The sequence below is a fragment of the Nocardia arthritidis genome, assembly GCF_011801145.1.
GTDB classification, from domain to species: domain Bacteria; phylum Actinomycetota; class Actinomycetes; order Mycobacteriales; family Mycobacteriaceae; genus Nocardia; species Nocardia arthritidis_A.
Map to the genome: position 1 here is coordinate 8,930,017 of NZ_CP046172.1, position 16,906 is coordinate 8,946,922.

19 protein-coding genes are annotated in these 16,906 nt (G+C 67.9%); 12 read left to right on the forward strand and 7 right to left on the reverse strand.

Features of this window, described 5'->3' with window-relative positions:
* Positions 1-39: 39 nt before the first annotated feature.
* Positions 40-444, forward strand: a complete 405-nt coding sequence (locus F5544_RS40560; RefSeq protein ID WP_167478043.1) for a nuclear transport factor 2 family protein — start codon at positions 40-42, stop codon at positions 442-444.
* 16 nt (positions 445-460) lie between these two features.
* On the opposite strand, the gene F5544_RS40565 is transcribed toward F5544_RS40560, so the two are convergent.
* Together F5544_RS40565 and F5544_RS40570 are read right to left on the reverse strand one after the other, a co-directional pair.
* Entirely contained in the window at positions 461-2,083 is a 1,623-nt protein-coding gene (locus F5544_RS40565) for an acyl-CoA dehydrogenase family protein (RefSeq protein ID WP_167478044.1), read from the reverse strand.
* A complete protein-coding gene (locus tag F5544_RS40570) occupies positions 2,070-2,705 on the reverse strand; it encodes a TetR/AcrR family transcriptional regulator (protein ID WP_167478045.1) in 636 nt (211 codons plus the stop codon). Before F5544_RS40570 ends, F5544_RS40565 begins: the two co-directional genes overlap by 14 nt.
* Before the next feature lie 108 nt (positions 2,706-2,813).
* Here F5544_RS40570 and F5544_RS40575 point away from each other — a divergent pair, with 108 nt between their 5' ends.
* Together F5544_RS40575 and F5544_RS40580 are read left to right on the forward strand one after the other, a co-directional pair.
* Positions 2,814-3,590 (forward strand): crotonase/enoyl-CoA hydratase family protein, encoded by a 777-nt coding sequence (locus F5544_RS40575; protein WP_238846921.1) that lies wholly within the window; start codon positions 2,814-2,816, stop codon positions 3,588-3,590.
* A gap of 5 nt (positions 3,591-3,595) precedes the next feature.
* Entirely contained in the window at positions 3,596-4,870 is a 1,275-nt protein-coding gene (locus tag F5544_RS40580; protein WP_238846922.1) for a hypothetical protein, read from the forward strand.
* 13 nt (positions 4,871-4,883) lie between these two features.
* Here F5544_RS40580 and F5544_RS40585 read toward each other — a convergent pair whose 3' ends face one another.
* Positions 4,884-5,285: a VOC family protein gene (locus F5544_RS40585; RefSeq protein WP_167478046.1), complete on the reverse strand. Its 402-nt coding sequence runs from the start codon at positions 5,283-5,285 to the stop codon at positions 4,884-4,886.
* A 150-nt stretch (positions 5,286-5,435) separates the two neighbouring features.
* Entirely contained in the window at positions 5,436-6,122 is a 687-nt protein-coding gene (locus F5544_RS40590) for a pyridoxamine 5'-phosphate oxidase family protein (protein WP_167478047.1), read from the reverse strand.
* A gap of 79 nt (positions 6,123-6,201) precedes the next feature.
* Here F5544_RS40590 and F5544_RS40595 point away from each other — a divergent pair, with 79 nt between their 5' ends.
* From F5544_RS40595 to F5544_RS40610, 4 genes are read left to right on the forward strand one after another with little or no spacing between them, the layout of a single operon-like run.
* Positions 6,202-7,578: a PLP-dependent aminotransferase family protein gene (locus tag F5544_RS40595; RefSeq protein ID WP_167478048.1), complete on the forward strand. Its 1,377-nt coding sequence runs from the start codon at positions 6,202-6,204 to the stop codon at positions 7,576-7,578.
* A gap of 10 nt (positions 7,579-7,588) precedes the next feature.
* Complete coding sequence (locus F5544_RS40600; RefSeq protein ID WP_167478049.1) at positions 7,589-7,834, forward strand: DUF2630 family protein; 246 nt, start codon at positions 7,589-7,591, stop codon at positions 7,832-7,834.
* A gap of 4 nt (positions 7,835-7,838) precedes the next feature.
* Positions 7,839-9,278: a dihydrolipoyl dehydrogenase family protein gene (locus F5544_RS40605; protein ID WP_167478050.1), complete on the forward strand. Its 1,440-nt coding sequence runs from the start codon at positions 7,839-7,841 to the stop codon at positions 9,276-9,278.
* Positions 9,279-9,281: 3 nt separating this feature from the next.
* Complete coding sequence (locus F5544_RS40610; protein WP_167479836.1) at positions 9,282-10,790, forward strand: carboxylesterase/lipase family protein; 1,509 nt, start codon at positions 9,282-9,284, stop codon at positions 10,788-10,790.
* 1 nt (position 10,791) lies between these two features.
* Here the strand turns inward: F5544_RS40610 and F5544_RS40615 are convergent, their stop codons facing one another.
* From F5544_RS40615 to cobF, 3 genes are all read right to left on the reverse strand, one after another.
* Positions 10,792-11,658, reverse strand: coding sequence for an Fpg/Nei family DNA glycosylase (locus F5544_RS40615; protein WP_167478051.1), 867 nt, complete (start codon positions 11,656-11,658; stop codon positions 10,792-10,794).
* A 43-nt stretch (positions 11,659-11,701) separates the two neighbouring features.
* Positions 11,702-12,286 carry a Uma2 family endonuclease gene (locus F5544_RS40620; RefSeq protein ID WP_167478052.1) on the reverse strand — a complete coding sequence of 195 codons (585 nt, stop codon included), beginning with the start codon at positions 12,284-12,286 and terminating at the stop codon, positions 11,702-11,704.
* A gap of 93 nt (positions 12,287-12,379) precedes the next feature.
* On the reverse strand, positions 12,380-13,120 hold the full coding sequence (cobF, locus tag F5544_RS40625) for a precorrin-6A synthase (deacetylating) (RefSeq protein ID WP_167478053.1): 741 nt from the start codon (positions 13,118-13,120) through the stop codon (positions 12,380-12,382).
* 42 nt (positions 13,121-13,162) lie between these two features.
* Here cobF and F5544_RS40630 point away from each other — a divergent pair, with 42 nt between their 5' ends.
* From F5544_RS40630 to F5544_RS40650, 5 genes are all read left to right on the forward strand, one after another.
* On the forward strand, positions 13,163-13,966 hold the full coding sequence (locus tag F5544_RS40630; RefSeq protein ID WP_167478054.1) for a thymidylate synthase: 804 nt from the start codon (positions 13,163-13,165) through the stop codon (positions 13,964-13,966).
* Positions 13,963-14,457 (forward strand): dihydrofolate reductase, encoded by a 495-nt coding sequence (locus F5544_RS40635; protein WP_167478055.1) that lies wholly within the window; start codon positions 13,963-13,965, stop codon positions 14,455-14,457. The genes F5544_RS40630 and F5544_RS40635 overlap by 4 nt, the downstream gene beginning before the upstream one ends.
* Positions 14,458-14,662: 205 nt before the next feature.
* Complete coding sequence (locus tag F5544_RS40640) at positions 14,663-14,992, forward strand: cupin domain-containing protein (RefSeq protein ID WP_167478056.1); 330 nt, start codon at positions 14,663-14,665, stop codon at positions 14,990-14,992.
* A gap of 88 nt (positions 14,993-15,080) precedes the next feature.
* On the forward strand, positions 15,081-16,106 hold the full coding sequence (locus tag F5544_RS40645) for a Dyp-type peroxidase (RefSeq protein ID WP_167478057.1): 1,026 nt from the start codon (positions 15,081-15,083) through the stop codon (positions 16,104-16,106).
* On the forward strand, positions 16,103-16,903 hold the full coding sequence (locus tag F5544_RS40650; RefSeq protein WP_167478058.1) for a family 1 encapsulin nanocompartment shell protein: 801 nt from the start codon (positions 16,103-16,105) through the stop codon (positions 16,901-16,903). Before F5544_RS40645 ends, F5544_RS40650 begins: the two co-directional genes overlap by 4 nt.
* Positions 16,904-16,906: the final 3 nt, after the last annotated feature.

Genomic DNA, 16,906 nt, shown 5'->3' on the forward strand with positions numbered 1-16,906 from the left:
CGCTTGTCGCATACCTAATGCCTACATAGCGTCGAGCACATGAACACCGAAGCGAATAAGCGACTGTTAACCGATATCTTCGAGCGAACGGCCGCGGGCGATATGCGCGCGATCAGCGAGGCGATGGCCGACGAATTCCGTTGGATATTCCCGGGAAACTGGTCCTGGTCGGGCACCTGGGGACCGAAGTCGGTGGCGCTCAACGGGTTACTGCGTCCGCTGATGGCCCAGTTCCGCGACTACCGGATGACCGCCGATTTCATCGCCGCCGAGGGTGATCGGGTGATCGTGCAGGCCCGCGGCCACGGCGTGACGCGGCGCGGCGACGCGTACGAGCAGACCTACTGCCTGATCTTCCGGCTGGCCGACGGGCGGTTGATCGAGGTGATCGAGCACTGCGATACCGCACTGGTCGAACGGGTACTCGAACGGCCCGTCGGCTGAAATCGGCTGCCGCGGTTCAGGATACGAACGCCCGCTCGATGATCGCGCCGGTGTCGACGCCGGTGGGCAGGGTGCCGAAGGCGATGCCCCAGTCGTCGCCGAGGCGGGTGGCGCAGAAGGCGTCGGCGACCGCGGGGTGACCGTGCCGGATCAGCTGCGCGCCCTGTAATACCAGCGCCATCAACTCGATCACCCGCCGCGCCCGGTACTCGATATCGTTCAGATCCGAAAGTTCCTTGCCGACACGGGCGATCGCGTCGTCGAGCCGAGGGTTCTCCCCCTTGGCCAGCGTGACCTCGTTGAAGTACGCCTCCACCGTCTCCGGCTGCCTGCCCATGGCGCGCAGCGCGTCCAGCGCCGCGACATTGCCGGAGCCCTCCCAGATGGACATGAGCGGGGCCTCCCGGTACAGCCGCGGCATACCCGACTCCTCGGCATATCCGTTGCCGCCCAAGCATTCCAGCGCCTCGGCCGCATGCGACGGCGCGCGCTTGCACACCCAGTACTTGGTGACGGCGAGCGCGATCCGGCGCAGCGCGGCCTCGGCGGGATCGGTGGCGGCGCGGTCGGTGGCGCCGGCCAGCCGCATCATCACCGTCGTCGCGGCATCGGATTCGATCACTAGATCCGCCAGCACATTTCGCATGGCGGGTTGATCAATCAGCTTGGCGCCGAAGGCCTCCCGATGCCGGGCATGGTGCACCGCGAATACCGCGCCGACGCGCATACCGGTCGACGAGCCGATCACACAGTCCAGCCGGGTCATATTGACCATCTCGATAATGGTTTTCACGCCCGCGCCCTCGGCGCCGACGAGCCAGCCGGTCGCGTTCTCGTACTCGATTTCGGAGGACGCGTTCGACTTGTTGCCCAGCTTGTCCTTGAGCCGCTGGATCCTGATCGGATTACGGGTGCCGTCGGGCAGTACGCGCGGCAACAGGAAACAGGACAGTCCGCCGGGAGCCTGCGCCAGCGTGAGGAACATATCGGACATCGGCGCCGAGGTGAACCACTTGTGGCCGACGATGCGGTAGGAACCGTCGGATTGCGGTGTCGCCGTTGTGGTGTTGGCGCGCACATCGGAGCCGCCCTGCTTCTCCGTCATCGACATGCCGGCGATCAGGCCCGCCTTCGTCGACGGCTCACGCAGACCGAAATCGTAGGTGCGGGAACCCAATAGGGGTTCGTACCGGGCCGATAGCTCGCGATTGTGGCGCAGCGCGGGAACCACCGCGTACGTCATCGAGATCGGGCACATATGCCCGGCGTCGGCGACACCCCAGGTGTAGAACTTGGCGGCGCGCGCGACGTGTGCGCCCGGCCGCTCATCCAACCACGGCGAACCGTGCAGGCCATGTGCGACAGCGACATTCATCAGGTTGTGCCAGTAGGGATGGAATTCCACCTCGTCGACCCGGTGGCCCCAGCGGTCGTGTGTGTGCAGCACCGGCGGGTATTCGTTCGCCAGCCTGCCCCACTCCTGCGCCTCGGATCCGCCTGCCAGCGCGCCGAGTTCGCGTACCTCGGACTCGGCCCAGCCCGCGCCCTCGCGGTGCAGACCCTCCAGCAGCGCCGGATTTCGTGATACGTCGAACGGCACGATATCGGGCACCTGGTTGAAGACTTCATGCGTCGGCATCGGATACTCCTGATTCTCGCCGAGATACCTCGCGTACGCCCAATGCGCGCAGCGCGAAGGTAACTAGTTGCGGCACAACGGATTCGCTGTGCGGCGCGGCGGCAAGCGGACCGACGAGCACCTCGCCGATCGCGCCGACCAGTGCGGCGGCGCTGGTCCGCGCGTCCTGCGCGGGTAGCTCGCCGCGCGAAATCCCTTCCCGGATGGCGGATTCGAATGCCTCGGCGAAGGCGCGGCGGAAGTGCAGCCGCTCCACGTCGACCTCGGTGTCCACCGGTTCGGCCAGCAGTACATAGGCCAGCTTGGGATTCTTGAGCGCGCGGCCCGCGAAGGTCTCCACCGCGGCGGTCACCCGAGTGACGGCGTCACCGGTGGCGGCCGCCGCCGTCACCGCGGCGACCTCGCCCGCGACCACCTTGCGGAATACCGCGGTGACCAGTTCGGCCTTGCCGCCGAAGTGCTTGTACACGGTGCCCGTCGCGATACCCGCCTCGGTCGCGACGGTGGCCATCGAAAGTCCCGCGTAACCGGCCCTCGACAGGATTTTGGTCGCGACCTGCACGATCAGCCCGGTTTGCGCGTCCAGCCTGGCCTGGACGGCGGGCGTTCTGCGGTACGCCATGAAAGAAGTGAATCACGAATTCACTCCTTCACACAAGGGTCGGTTGGCCGTATCGTCGGGCGGTACGGAGCGCAGCGCCGATGCTGAGCCCGACGAGGAGGAGGCGACGTGACGGACCCCGAACCACCCGCCGTGCGGGTGGAGCACGCCGGACCCGTGACAACGGTGATCCTGGATCGCCCCCATGCGCGCAACGCCGTCGACGGGCCGACCGCGCAGGCGCTGGCCGAGGCATTCCGCGCCTTCGACCGCGACCCGAATGCCGCCGTCGCGGTGCTGTGGGGTGCGGGCGGCACCTTCTGCGCGGGCGCCGACCTGAAGGCGCTCGGCACCGAAAAGTCCAATCACGCAAGCGAAAACGGCGACGGGCCGATGGGGCCGACCAGGATGCGGCTGTCCAAGCCGGTGATCGCGGCGGTATCCGGCTACGCGGTGGCGGGCGGCCTGGAGCTGGCACTGTGGTGCGACCTGCGAATCGCCGAGCAGGACAGCACATTCGGCGTCTTCTGCCGCCGCTGGGGCGTGCCGCTCATCGACGGCGGCACGGTGCGGCTGCCGCGCGTCATCGGAATGGGCCGGGCAATGGAACTGGTGCTCACCGGCCGCCCGGTCAGCGCGCCGGAGGCGTTGCAGATGGGCCTGGTGAACCGGGTGGTGCCGACGGGTGACGCGCGCCGCGTCGCCGAGGAACTAGGGGCCCAACTGGCCGCATTGCCACAGACCTGCCTGCGCACCGACCGGATGTCGATGCTCGAACAGGAGGGCCTGGACGAGGAGGCGGCGCTGCGCAATGAATTCCGGCACGGCGTAACGGCTTTGGCCAACGGTGCGCTGGACGGCGCCCAGCGGTTCGCCGCGGGCGCCGGTAGGCACGGGGTGTTCTGACCGGGGTGAGCACCTACGGGGACGCGGTAGACCGGTTGAGTGTCGTCGACGAGATCTTCCTGCGCACCCACCGCGGCTTGGGCACACCGATAGTGCTGCAAGGACTTTGGCGCACCGCCGACCGAATCGATCCGGAACTGCTGCGCAGGCTACACGCCGAGCTCAGCGTTGGACCGTTGGGGCGCAGGGTGATTCGTCCGCGGGTACCCGGCGCCCGCCGCGGTTGGCGGCCGAACATTCGCTCGCACGCGCTCGAGTTGTCCGATGAACCGATTCCTGTCGCGAGGCTGCTCGATTGGGCCGATGGACAGGGCAACGACCTCGATCCCGAATCCGGGCCCGGTTGGCGGCTCGCGGCGACCGCGCTGGACGACGGCGGAACCCTTGTCGCGCTGACCTGTTCGCATGTGCTCGCCGACGGTAGGGCGCTCGCGCTCGCGGTGGATATCGCGCTGCGCGCGATCGATACGCCGGATTCGGCGGATTCCCGACCGCCCGCATCCCCTGTTTCGGATTGGGCCGACGCGCGGCGGCAATGGTGGATTGTCCTGCGCGGTACGGCCCGTGCACTGCGCAACGGCATACCGCGGCAACCGGCCGCTGCGGCACCGGATGAGCGTGCGGGCACCGGCCTCGTGCCGACGGTGGGCGCGGTCCTGCAATGCCCGTCCGCCGATTGGGACCGAGTAGCCGCGACAGCTGGCGGAACTGCCAACAGCCTCTTCATCTACCTCGTCGCGAAAGCGCTGTGGGACAGCGGCTTTCCCAATGAGACAATCGAGGCGAGCCTTCCGGTCGACACCCGCGCGGAACCCCGCGTCCATAACGACCTCGCGATGACGTCCATCACTGTCGATCGCATCGACAACCCCGCGACTATCCGCGAAAAGGCCAGGGCCGCATACGAATCAAGAATGTCCAGCCCCGGCGGCATGCCGGAGGAGCTGTTGCAGTTGATCCCGGACCGCCTGGCGTACGCGCTGTCGCGAGGCGCGGGCGAGCGAGACATCCTGTGCTCCAATATCGGGACGCTGCCCGATTCCCTGCGCGCACTCGGCCCGCACCGGTGCGTCGGGGTCGCCGCGCGGGCCATCCACCCTGGCCTCGACGCGAATCATCTCCCACGAACCAGACTTTCGGGCTACCTGACCCGCATCGACGCGGATTACACGATGGCGCTGGTCGGCCTGGACCCGGCACACATCCGAACGACGACCGAACTGCGCGACCTGATCCGCAAGCCTGCGGCGGAGCTGGGCCTACCGCTCACCTTCTGGTGATACTGAGCGGAATTCAGCCGATCGACTCCGGCAACTCGACGAGGCAGAACGGGTGTCCCTCCGGGTCGAGCAGCACGGTCCACTGATTCGGGGAGACACGGTCGGGTGCGTGACCCGGCTGGAAATCCGGTACCGTCGCGCCCAATTCGACGGCGCGGGCGATGGCCTGCGCCGTGTCGGCCACCTTCAGATCGATGTGCGCGCCCTTCGAATGCGCCGGATCGTCCGGCCACGGCGCGGCGACATGCCCGTCGACCCGGGTGAAACCGAGTACGGCCGAACCGTTGCCGATGATCGAGTACGCGTCCTGTTCGTGGTAGAGGCGCCAATCGAGCAGCGCGCGGTAGAACTCCGCGAGCGCCTTCGGATTCGCCGAATCCACCGTGAAACAAAGCAATTCGATCGACGTGGTCATCCCGGCCCCCTCGGTTCGATGCGTCAGGATCCCAATTCTGCCCGTGCGACGGACCCGATGCCATGCCGGTCCACTCAGCGGACCGACGGCTCGTACGCGGCCCCGACGCACCAACCGCTTCCCCGCCAGGGGATGACCCACGTCCGGAATTCACCGGCGCACAGGCAACCTTCCCGGTTCCGGCCGCTCCGAAACATCCTGCGGCACCGGAATTCCTGGTTCGAGATCGGCGGAAGTGATCGGCGCGTCCCAAATCTGACGCAGTGGCAGCACGCCCGCCCATATCCCGCCGGTCGCGATATCCGCCGCGTCGTCACCGGGGTCGCCGGACCGCACCTTGACCGACGCCTCGGTGAGATCGAGGGCCAGCACGATCGTGGCGGCCAGTTCCTTCTTGTCCGGCCTGCGCACCCGGTCCCACGCGCCCGGCGCGCTGTGTTCGATGATCACCCGCAGCGCGTCCAGCCGTCGCGCCGGATCGGTCACCTCTACCGGTCGGCCGTGTACGACGGCGGAGCGGTAGTTCATCGAGAAATTCATCGCCGAGCGCGCGTAGACCACCCCGTCCACCAGCGTCACCGCGACCGAGACCGGCCCGCGCAACGCGGCCCGCAGATTGCCCGCTCCGGTGGAACCGTGCAGGTAGAGGGTGTCGCCGTCGCGGCCGTACACGGTGGGCAGCACCACGGGAGCACCGTCGAACAGCACGCCGAGATGGCAGACCAGCCCGGCGTCGAGCACCGCGTCCAGTTCGGCGCGATCCGAACGCGCCCGTTCCTTCAACCTCTTCGGCGTGCTGCGCGGCGTCGGCGAGAGCGGAGTTCTCGGGGCACTCATGCGTTAAGCCTCCCGGACAGAATGGCATCCTTGAATAGCCAATTCGCCTTTGAATCCAAAGACCACTTCGGGGGGACCGATGCCGAACAACTTCCACGAACTGCCGCTGAAACTGGATCGCAAAGGCCTTGCGCCATTATCGGTCCAGGTCGCCGATGGTCTGCGGGCCGCGGCGGCGAGCGGCGTGCTGCAGCGCGGCGATCGGCTGCCCTCCTCCCGCGCGCTGGCCGACCAGCTCGCGGTGAGCCGCACCGTTGTCGCCGCCGCCTATGACCAGCTGCACGCCGAGGGGTGGATCAGCGGTAAGCAGGGCTCGGGCACCTATCTGCTCGCGGCGCCGGAGATCACCGAGCCGCGCACGATTATGCCGGTCCCCGAGGATGATTCCGCCGACCTGCTCGACCTCGGACCCGGTGCGCCGTGCACCGACACGATCGATCCGGCCGCGTGGCGCCGGGCCTGGCGGGCCGCGGCGGATCAGGCGCCGCGAATCAGGAAAGACCGTGCGGGCGAACCGGATTACCGCGCGGCGGTGGCCGAACACCTGCTGCGCCACCGGGGTTTGACCGCGGGCGGCGGCACCGTCGTCCTGGCTACCGGCGGAACCAGTTCCGCGGTCAGCGAATTCGCGGCGGCGGTGCTGCGGCCCGGCGACCGGATCGCGATGGAGAATCCGGGCTATCAGCGCGCGGTCGGCGCGTTCCGGGCGGCCGGGGTTCAGGTGCTTCCGGTGCCGGTGGACGCCGAGGGATTGCGGGTCGACCGGCTGCCGCAGGACATCAGGGCGGTGTATTGCACTCCGGCGCACCAATTTCCGCTCGGCGGCCGGATGCCTGCCGCGCGCCGGGTGCAACTCGTCGAATTCGCGCGCAGGCACGGCATATTGATCCTGGAGGACGATTACGACGGCGAATTGCGTTATGACACCGCGCCTTTGCCGCTACTGGCCGCGCTGGCCCCGGATGTCGTCGTGCATCTCGGCACGACGAGCAAGATTCTCACCCCGACGCTCGGCGCCGGTTGGCTCGTCGCGCCGCCGGGCATCGCCGATGCGGTGCTCGCGCACCGCGACCGCACCGGAACCGGCCCGGCGCCCGCGGGGCAGCTGGTGCTGGCCGAACTGGCCGGCAACGGCGATCTGGCCCGGCACCTGCGCAGGTTGCGCCGCGAGATGCCGCCCCGGCGCGCGCTGGTGGTCGACGAACTGCACCGGCGCGGGCTCACGGTGCTCGGTGACGACGCCGGATCGCATGTGGTGATACCGCTGGAGTCGGCCGAGGAGGAGCTGCGGATCACCGCCGCCGCCCGCCGCCGCGGCGTCTACCTGGACGGGCTCGGCCGCCACCACATCGGCCCCGCGCACACCTTCGGCATCAGCCTCGGCTATGCCGCGCTGCCGGAGTCGGCGCTCGGGACGGCGGTGCGCATCGCCGGTTACTGTTTGACGCGGCCGTAGCATTGACCGCATGACCGAACAGGACATCCTGGCCCGCATCAAACAACTGGTGGACCGCGAGCACGCGCTGCGCGCCCAGGCCACCAGCGGCGACCTCGATCCGAAGACCGAGCGCCAGCAGCTGGCCGAACTGGAAGTGATGCTCGATCAGTGCTGGGATCTGCTGCGCCAGCGGCGCGCCCGGATCGACCGCGGCGAATCGCCCGACACCGCGGAGGCCAATTCCGCGACCCAGGTCGAGGGTTACCTGCAGTAATCCGATGACCACCGAATATGACGTCATCGTGCTCGGTGGCGGACCGGCCGGGGAGAATGCCGCGGCCTATGCCATCGCGGGCAGCACGCGCACCGCGGCCATCGTGGAGCGCGAGCTCGTCGGCGGGGAATGTTCGTACTGGGCCTGCATTCCGAGCAAGGCGCTGTTGCGGCCCGGCCATGTGCTGGCGGAAGCGCGTGCGATGGACGGGTTGGACGCGACCGGACTCGATATCGCCGCCGTGCTGCGGCGGCGCGACGAGTTCGTGCACAACCACGACGACGCCTCGCAGGTCGAGTGGGCCACCGGCAACCGGATCGATATCGTGCGCGGCAGCGGACGGCTGGCCGGTCCGCGGCTGGTCGAGGTCGGCGGCCGGACGCTGCGGGCCAGGCATGCGGTGTTACTGGCCACCGGCACCACCGCCAACGTTCCCGATATTCCGGGGCTGCGCGCCGCACTACCGTGGATCTCCCGGGACGCGACCAATCTGCACGAGGTTCCCGGCCGGATCGTCATCGTCGGCGGCGGTGTCGTCGCCTGCGAAGCCGCGACCTGGCTGGCCGCGCTCGGGGCGGAGGTCACCCTGCTGGTGCGTGGAAAGTCGCTGCTCGGCGCGGTGGAACCGTTCGCGGGCGAGCGGGTCGCCGCCGGATTGGCCGAGGCCGGTGTGCGGGTGCGGTTCGGCGCGGCGCCCGTCTCGGTGGACCGGCCCGCCGCGAAGGACACCGGCGAGGGCTGGATACATGGCGGCCCGGTGAGCGTCCGCGTGCGCGACGCGCAGGGCGAGGCCGAGCTGATCGCCGACGAGATCCTGGTGGCCGCCGGGCGGACCCCGGCCACCGCGGGTCTCGGGCTGGAGACCGTCGGACTGCCGGAAGGGTATGTATCCGTTGACGATCACCTCACCGTCACCGGCGTTGACGGCGAATGGCTTTATGCCGTAGGCGATTTGAATCACCGCGCGCTGCTCACGCATATGGGCAAGTACCAGGCGCGGGTGTGCGGTGACGTCATCGGCGCGCGGGCCGAGGGAAGGCCGCTGAACGGTCCGCGGTATTCCGCGAGCGCGGACAACGGGCAGGTACCGCAGGTGGTATTCACCGAGCCGGAGGTCGCCGCGGTCGGGTTGACCGAGGCGGCGGCCCGGGACGCCGGACATGCGGTTGAGGTGGTCGATCTCGATATCGCGGTGGCCGGAACCGCGTTGGCGCGCAACGACTTCGCCGGACATGCCAAACTCGTCATCGATGCGGCGACCGATACGCTGCTCGGCGCGACCTTCGTCGGACCCGATATGGGTGAGCAGCTGCATGCGGCGACCGTCGCGGTGGTCGGCCGGGTGCCGCTGGAGACGCTTTGGCACGCAGTGCCCGCCTTCCCGGCGGCGAGCGAATTCTGGTTACGTCTGTTGGAGGCGCGGCGGGCTGGTTACCATCGGTGAATGATGGTGGCTCAGACAGAAATCCCGACCGCGGCCGGAGTAGTGCGTGGCAGTCGCGGCGCCAGGGTGCTGCGCTGGCGCGCCATCCCCTATGCCGCGCCGCCGGTGGGAGAGCTGCGTTTTCGCGCACCGCAGCCGGTCGAGCCGTGGTCCGGGGTGCGTGCGGCGACCGAATTCGGCTTCGCCGCGATGCAGCACCGGACCGGGGCGCGCACCGGGCTGCGCACCTTCCAGCCGACGGGCGAGGATGCCCTGACACTCAATGTCACGGTGCCGGTGGCCGCGTCCGAGACACCGCGCCCCGTCCTGGTCTTCATCCACGGCGGCGGCTATCTGTTCGGCACCTCGGCAACCTATCCCAGCGGGCGGCTGGCCACCCGCGGCGATGTCGTCGTGGTGACGCTGAACTATCGGCTCGGCGCGTTCGGATATGCCGACTTCAGCGAGTACTCCACGGGCACAAGGATTTTCGACACCAATCTCGGGTTGCGCGATCAGGTAGCCGCGCTGGCGTGGGTGCGCGACAATATCGCGGCCTTCGGCGGGGACCCCGATAACGTAACCGTCTTCGGCGAATCGGCGGGCGCGCACGCGGTGCTCAGCCTGTTCGCGACGCCAGCGGCCAGCGGACTGTTCCGGCGCGGCATCGCACAGAGCCCTCCCGCCGACTGGGCGGTAAGCACAACGGACGCAAGGGCTTTCGCGCGCTGCTGCCTCGACGAACTCGGCATCCGCCCCGACGAGGCGGCCGAAGCGCTGCTCGCGGCGGTCCCGAACGATATCCGCCGCGCGGCCGACAGGCTCGCCGCCCGGGTGCGCCGGGAACGGCCGGGCGTCTACCTCATCGCGCCGGAGGTCGACGGCGATTTCCTGCCGAAGGCGCCGATCGACGCGCTGGTCGACGGAACGGCGCATCGGCTGCCGCTGATCATCGGCACCAATCGGGACGAGGGCACGCTGTTCGCCCGCAATCCCGGCGAACTGCCGACCCGGCCGGCAGAGCTGCGCGCCGCCATCGGCGCCGAAAGCGAATCCCGGGTCGCCGCAGCATATTCCGGCTATCCCGGGCGACGGGCCGCGGTACGGGCCGGCGGCGATTTCACCTTCTGGCGGCCCTCGGTGACGATCATGGCAGGCCACAGCCGCTTCGCGCCCACCTACGCGTACCGGTACGACTTCGCACCGCGCGCGCTGCGGCTCACCGGATTCGGCGCCACCCACGCGAGCGAGCTCATACCCGTATTCGGGCTCACCGATACCGCCATCGGCCGCGCGGTCACCGCGGCGGGCGGCGGGCGCGGCCTGCGCGAGGTGACCCGTCAGATCCAGGACAACTGGCTGGAATTCGCGCGCACCGGGACGCCGCTGCCCGCTTGGCCCGGCTACACCGAGGACCGGCGGACCACGCTGATCATCGACGCGCCGACCCGGCTGGTCGACGATCCGGATCGCGCCAAACGCCTTGCCTGGGAAGGGGTTTGCGCGCCGACGCTGGCCGCGACACGGTCGTGAACTACTTCAGCAGCCGCGACATCCTGCGGTCGGCGAGGATCTTGCCGCCGGTCTGGCAGGTCGGACAGTACTGGAACGAGCGTTCGGCGTAGGAGACCTCGCGAACGGTGTCGCCGCATACCGGGCACGCCTCGCCGGTGCGCGCGTGTACCCGCATGCCGGAACGCTTTTCGCCCTTCAGCCGGGCCGCGTCCTGGCCGACCGATCGGGTGACCGCGTCGGTCAGCACCGCGCGCATGGCCGCGTAGAGTTCCGAAACCTTCTCCGCGGAAAGGGTTTTGGTATTAGCGAAGGGTGAAAGCTTTGCGGTGTGCAGTATTTCGTCGGAATACGCGTTGCCGATACCGGCGATCAGCGACTGATCCACGATGGCGGTCTTGAGTCGCTGCGCGGCGCCGCGCAGGATCGCGGCGAATTCGTCCTCGCTCACCGCGAGCGCGTCCGGGCCGAGTTTGGCGATGCCGGGCACCGTCTTCGGGTCCTCGACGATATAGACGGCCAGCCGCTTCTTGGTGCCCGCCTCGGTCAAATCGAATGCGGGCGTCGCGCCCTCCGGCGTGAAGAAGTGCACCCGCAGCGCGAGCGGACCCTTACCCGGCTTCGGCGGTGTCGCACTCGGCTCATCGATCCACCGCAACCAGCCACCCCGCGACAGATGGGTGATCAACCACAGCCCACCGCAATCCATTCCGAGAAACTTCCCCCACCGCCCCGCCCCGGTGACATCCCGCCCGGACAACGCCGTCACCGGCGGCTCGAACGTCTTCACCGCACTCAACGCGGCCACATCGACGCGCCCCACCACCGCGCCGACCGCATGCTCCCGCAGGAACTGCGCCAACGCCTCCACTTCCGGCAGTTCAGGCACGCGCCCAGGCTACCCGGACCCACCGACAAATGCGGTCCGGCACCTATTCGACAGTGCGCCGCGCGGTGAGATCGTCGAGATCGATGGTCAAAGGAAAGGGCTGCTCCACCTTGACTATGCCGGTGGCGCGCGGCGTTATTCGGTACCCGCCCGCACCATCCAATGTGTAGACGGTCAACCCCGGCGCTTCGGTATCCAAAATATCGATCACCCAGTAGTGGGCGATTCCATTGGCCGCATACTCACTCGCTTTCGTAGTGCAGTCGCGCACAGCGGAATCGCCGGACGATGCGACCTCGACTATCAACGCGATCTGCTCACTGAGCACGCGGACCTGCTCGTCGACTTCGATGGGGGCGACGACGAGGTCGGGCGCTCGCCGCGGTGACCCGCCTATCGGCAACTCGGCTTCGAGTTCGGGAAACGATTCCAGCCCGGGCGGCAGCTGATTGTCGAGCTGGGCGGCCAGGCGTTTGATGGCGCGGCTGTGCGGCGGAGCTGGGCGGGCGTTCACGAGCAAGAGTCCGTTCTCGATCTCGTAACGATGGCTGTTGTCGACAGGCAGAGCGTCGAATTCTTCCACGCTGATCGGTTGCCCGTGCGAAATCGGCGCCATCCCGATCATCATCCTTCGCCTCCGTATGCTCACCCACGAACGTGCGTGTCAATCGCCCACCACATCATCCCACTTCGACGGCAAACAGGTCGGCGACCGCGATGTTCACCCCCGCCGGAGCAGGTAGATGTCCATGATCCAGCCCTTTTCGGCGCGCAATTGGGTGCGCAGGTCGACTATTTCGTCCTCCACCTTGCGCAGTGGGCCCTCGATCAGGGTTTCGTCGGGGAGGCCGAGGTAGGCGGCCCACCAGATGTGGATGTCGTCGCCGCAGATGTCGGTGAAGGCGCAGTCGCCGTCGAGCATGACGAGGGTGGAGCCGGGGCCGAGACCGTCTTCGCGGAGTTTGCGGCCGGTGGTGATGTGGAGGGGTTCGCCGACGCGGTGCAGCACGATGCGGTGCCGGGCGGCGAGGGCCTGCGCGCTGGTGATACCGGGTATCACCGCGTAGTCGAAGGTCTGGTTGCCGCGGGCGATGACGCGGTCGAGCATGCGCAGGGTGCTGTCGTACAGCGACGGATCGCCCCAGACCAGGATGCCGCCGACCCCGTCGACCGCGGCGAACGCCTCCTCCAACAGTTCGGAGCGGCGCTCGTGCCACTCGTCGACGACGGCGCGGTAGTCGTTGGGGGTCCGGTCGCGGGGCGGGTCCTGGATTTCGACGATCCGGTACGGCGAATCGAGGTGTTCGGCGAGGATCGCGGTGCGCACATCGACGAGTTCGCGTTTATCGGCCCCCTTGCCGATGACGAAGAACACGTCCACCTCGCGCATGGCCTTGATGGCCTGCACGGTCACCTGGTCGGGATCGCCGGCGCCGATGCCGATCACGTAGAGCTTGCGCATGCGCCAGAGCTTGCCACGCGCCCGGCAGTAAGGTGGTGAGGCGTGGCGACCACCGATACTCAGTACGAAGATCTGCTCCGACTGGTGCTGGAGTCCGGAACGCCCAAGGCGGACCGCACCGGTACCGGCACCCGCAGCATCTTCGGGCACCAGCTGCGCTACGACCTGTCGAAGGGCTTCCCGCTGATCACCACCAAGCGGGTGCACCTGAAGTCGATCGTGTACGAGTTGCTGTGGTTCCTGCGCGGCGATTCGAATGTGGCGTGGCTGCAGGAGCACGGGGTCTCCATCTGGGATGAATGGGCCGACGCGAACGGCGAACTCGGACCGGTGTACGGCGTGCAGTGGCGGTCCTGGCCGACGCCCGACGGCACCCATATCGATCAGATCGCGCAGGTGTTGCAGACGCTGCGAACCAATCCGGATTCCCGGCGGATCATCGTGTCGGCCTGGAATGTCGCCGAGCTGGACCGGATGGCGCTGGCGCCGTGCCACGCCTTCTTCCAGTTCTATGTCGCCGACGGCAGGCTGTCCTGCCAGCTGTATCAGCGCAGCGCCGACCTGTTTCTCGGGGTGCCGTTCAATATCGCCAGTTACGCGCTGCTCACCCACATGGTCGCGCAGCAGACCGAGCTGCTGCCCGGTGATTTCATCTGGACCGGCGGCGATGTGCACATCTACGACAATCATGTCGAGCAGGTCACCGAACAGTTGACCCGCGAGCCGTACCCCTTCCCGACGCTGCGCCTGCATCCCGCGCCGACGCTGTTCGACTACCGCTACGAGGATGTGGAAGTCGTTGGCTACCAGCATCATCCGGCTATCAAGGCGCCGGTGGCGGTGTGAGTACGCGAACCGTCGCGCTGATCTGGGCACAGACCGGGAATGGCGTCATCGGCTCCGGCAATACCATTCCGTGGCGAATTCCGGAGGATATGGCCGGATTCAAGGAGACCACCATGGGCCATCCGGTGGTGATGGGCCGTCGGACCTGGGATTCACTGCCGCCGCGGTTCCGCCCGCTGGCCGGGCGCCGCAATATCGTGGTCACCAGGCAGCCCGATTGGTCGGCCGAGGGTGCGGAGCGGGCCGGATCGATCACCGAGGCACTCGAGCTGGCGGGCGACGATACCGTCTGGATCGCCGGTGGCGGTGAAATCTACCGCGCGGCAATGCCTTTCGCCACCAAGCTGCGGGTTACCGAGGTGGACGCGGAAATCGCGGGCGATGCGTACGCGCCGGTCATCGGGCCGGAGTGGGTCGCCGATGCCCCGGAGCCGTGGCGCGAATCCACGGGCGGCCTGCGCTTCCGGGTACGCAACTACACGCGAGCCTGATGCACTCCGCTACCCGGCGGCAATACCAGCAAACTCTCCGCATCGGTATCTTCGGCTGCACAACGGTATTCGCCACGAGAACACGCCGGATCGAATACGGCCGTGGCAATCCCGACCCGCGGACCGGACCCGTCCGGCATACTCCTGGGTATCAGCCCGTTCGCCCAGCCGGATACCGGCTGAGATGCCCTGCGAAAGGCGGTCCATGGACAAGAAATCGCTGACCGCGGTAGCGCGCCAACAGCTGAAGCTGGCCGCCACCGCCACGAGCGGACGCAGTTCGCAAACGATATACGGCGGCCACGCGCACGCCCTGCGGCAGACCGTCGTCGGTCTCACCGCCGGGCAGAGCCTGGCCGAGCACGACAATGCGGGCGACGCCACGCTGCTGGTGCTGTCCGGCACCCTCACCTTGATCAGCGGATCCAATGAATGGAAGGGTTCGGCGGGCGACCTGCTCGTGGTGCCGAAGGCCCGGCACAGCGTCAAGGCGGTGGACGATGTCGCCTTCCTGCTCACGGTCGCCAAGCAGTAGCTGGTAATCCGCCGAATGAGGTCGGTTACCCGCCGAATCGACGTGCCGGGTGGCCGATCCACCTGTCAAGGGTTCTAGGCTGGATGGCATGGGTGAGCCGCAGCCGATTCTGGAACCGCTGTCCCCGGCCGCGCTGTTCCTCGTCGCGACCATCGACGCGGACGGCGTTGATACGGTCCGCGATCTGCTCGCCGAGCTGCCCGGTTTGCGCCGTTCCGTCGGCTTCCGGGTGCCGGGGTCCGGGTTGGCGTGCATCACCTCGATCGGGTCCGCCGCATGGGATCGGCTCTTCGCCGGGCCGAAACCGGCCGAACTGCACGAATTTCCGGGATTCGCCGGCGCCCGGCATCGAGCGCCCGCGACGCCGGGCGATCTGCTGTTCCACATCAAGGCCGAAACCCCGGATGCCTGTTTCGAATTGGCCATGGCGATCGGCGAGCGGCTGGACGGCGCGGTGACCTTCGTCGACGAGACAACGGGCTTCCGCTATTTCGAACAGCGCGATCTGCTCGGCTTCGTCGACGGCACCGAGAATCCGGAGGGTTCCGGGGCGGTCGCGGCCGCGTTGATCGGCGACGAGGATCCCGAATTCGCCGGTGGCAGTTACGTTATCGTGCAGAAATATCTGCACGCCATGCCGGACTGGCGCGCGCTGCCGGTATCGGAGCAGGAGCGGGTGATCGGGCGGACCAAGCTGGAGGATTTCGAGCTCGACGACGAAACCAAACCGGCGAATTCGCATGTCGCGGTGAACACCGTGTACGACGCGGACGGCGATCAGCTGCAGATCCTGCGCGCCAATATGCCGTTCGGCAGCGTGGCCGACGGCGAATTCGGCACGTACTTCATCGGTTACGCATCGACGCCGAGCAAGCTGGAGACGATGATCCAGCGGATGTTCGAGGGCACCGAGGACGCCGCATACGACCGGATACTCGACTTCTCCACCGCGATCACCGGCACCCTGTTCTTCACCCCGCCCGCCGCGTTCTTCGACGACCTGCCCGAAGCCGCGGTCGCGGATGTCCGGGAATCCCTGCCCGCCAACGGCGTTGACCCCGGTGGGGACGGTTCCCTCGGTATCGGCACGTTGAAAAGGAGTACGCAGTCATGAACAACCTCCACCGTGAGCTCGCGCCGATCACCGCCGAGGCCTGGTCGGCGATCGAGGAAGAGGCGAGCCGAACCTTCAAGCGGCACATCGCCGGTCGCCGCGTGGTCGATCTGTCCGGGCCGCACGGCACCGCGTATTCGGCCGTCGGCCTCGGTTACACGACGCCGATCGCGGCGCCCGACGAGGGGGTGCAGGCTCGCCAGCGCGCGGTGGCGCCGCTGGTCGAGCTGCGGGTGCCGTTCCGGCTGTCCCGCGACGAACTCGACAATGTGGAGCGCGGGGCCAAGGACACCGACCTGGACGCGGTCAAGGACGCGGCGAAGAAGATCGCCTTCGCCGAGGACCGCGCCATCTTCGAGGGTTACGAGGCCGCCAACATCACCGGTATCCGCGCCGCCTCCTCCAATCAGTCGATCAAGGTGCCGACCGATCCGAGGCTGGTGCCCGAGGCGGTGACGCAGGCGGTTTCGGCGCTGCGCCTGGCCGGTGTCGACGGGCCGTATTCGGTGGCGCTCAGCGCCGACCTCTACACGGCGGTCAGTGAGACCTCCGACCACGGTCATCCCATCCGCACCCATATCGAACGCCTGCTCCCCGACGGCGAGATCATCTGGGCCCCGGCCATCGATGGCGCCTTCGTGCTCACCACCCGCGGCGGCGATTTCGATCTGCAACTGGGGCAGGACCTTTCGATCGGCTACCTGTCCCATGACGCCGAGTTCGTGCACCTGTACTTCCAGGAGAGCCTGACCTTTCTCATCTACACCGCCGAGGCGGCTGTCGCGTTGGAGGCGTAGGGA

Coding starts and splice junctions, on each gene's coding strand:
- F5544_RS40560 (WP_167478043.1), top strand. CDS start 40: ATGAACACCGAAGCGAATAAGCGACTGTTAACCGATATCTTCGAGCGA.
- F5544_RS40565 (WP_167478044.1), bottom strand. CDS start 2,083: ATGCCGACGCATGAAGTCTTCAACCAGGTGCCCGATATCGTGCCGTTC.
- F5544_RS40570 (WP_167478045.1), bottom strand. CDS start 2,705: ATGGCGTACCGCAGAACGCCCGCCGTCCAGGCCAGGCTGGACGCGCAA.
- F5544_RS40585 (WP_167478046.1), bottom strand. CDS start 5,285: ATGACCACGTCGATCGAATTGCTTTGTTTCACGGTGGATTCGGCGAAT.
- F5544_RS40590 (WP_167478047.1), bottom strand. CDS start 6,122: ATGAGTGCCCCGAGAACTCCGCTCTCGCCGACGCCGCGCAGCACGCCG.
- F5544_RS40595 (WP_167478048.1), top strand. CDS start 6,202: ATGCCGAACAACTTCCACGAACTGCCGCTGAAACTGGATCGCAAAGGC.
- F5544_RS40600 (WP_167478049.1), top strand. CDS start 7,589: ATGACCGAACAGGACATCCTGGCCCGCATCAAACAACTGGTGGACCGC.
- F5544_RS40605 (WP_167478050.1), top strand. CDS start 7,839: ATGACCACCGAATATGACGTCATCGTGCTCGGTGGCGGACCGGCCGGG.
- F5544_RS40610 (WP_167479836.1), top strand. CDS start 9,282: ATGGTGGCTCAGACAGAAATCCCGACCGCGGCCGGAGTAGTGCGTGGC.
- F5544_RS40620 (WP_167478052.1), bottom strand. CDS start 12,286: ATGATGATCGGGATGGCGCCGATTTCGCACGGGCAACCGATCAGCGTG.
- cobF (WP_167478053.1), bottom strand. CDS start 13,120: ATGCGCAAGCTCTACGTGATCGGCATCGGCGCCGGCGATCCCGACCAG.
- F5544_RS40640 (WP_167478056.1), top strand. CDS start 14,663: ATGGACAAGAAATCGCTGACCGCGGTAGCGCGCCAACAGCTGAAGCTG.
- F5544_RS40645 (WP_167478057.1), top strand. CDS start 15,081: ATGGGTGAGCCGCAGCCGATTCTGGAACCGCTGTCCCCGGCCGCGCTG.
- F5544_RS40650 (WP_167478058.1), top strand. CDS start 16,103: ATGAACAACCTCCACCGTGAGCTCGCGCCGATCACCGCCGAGGCCTGG.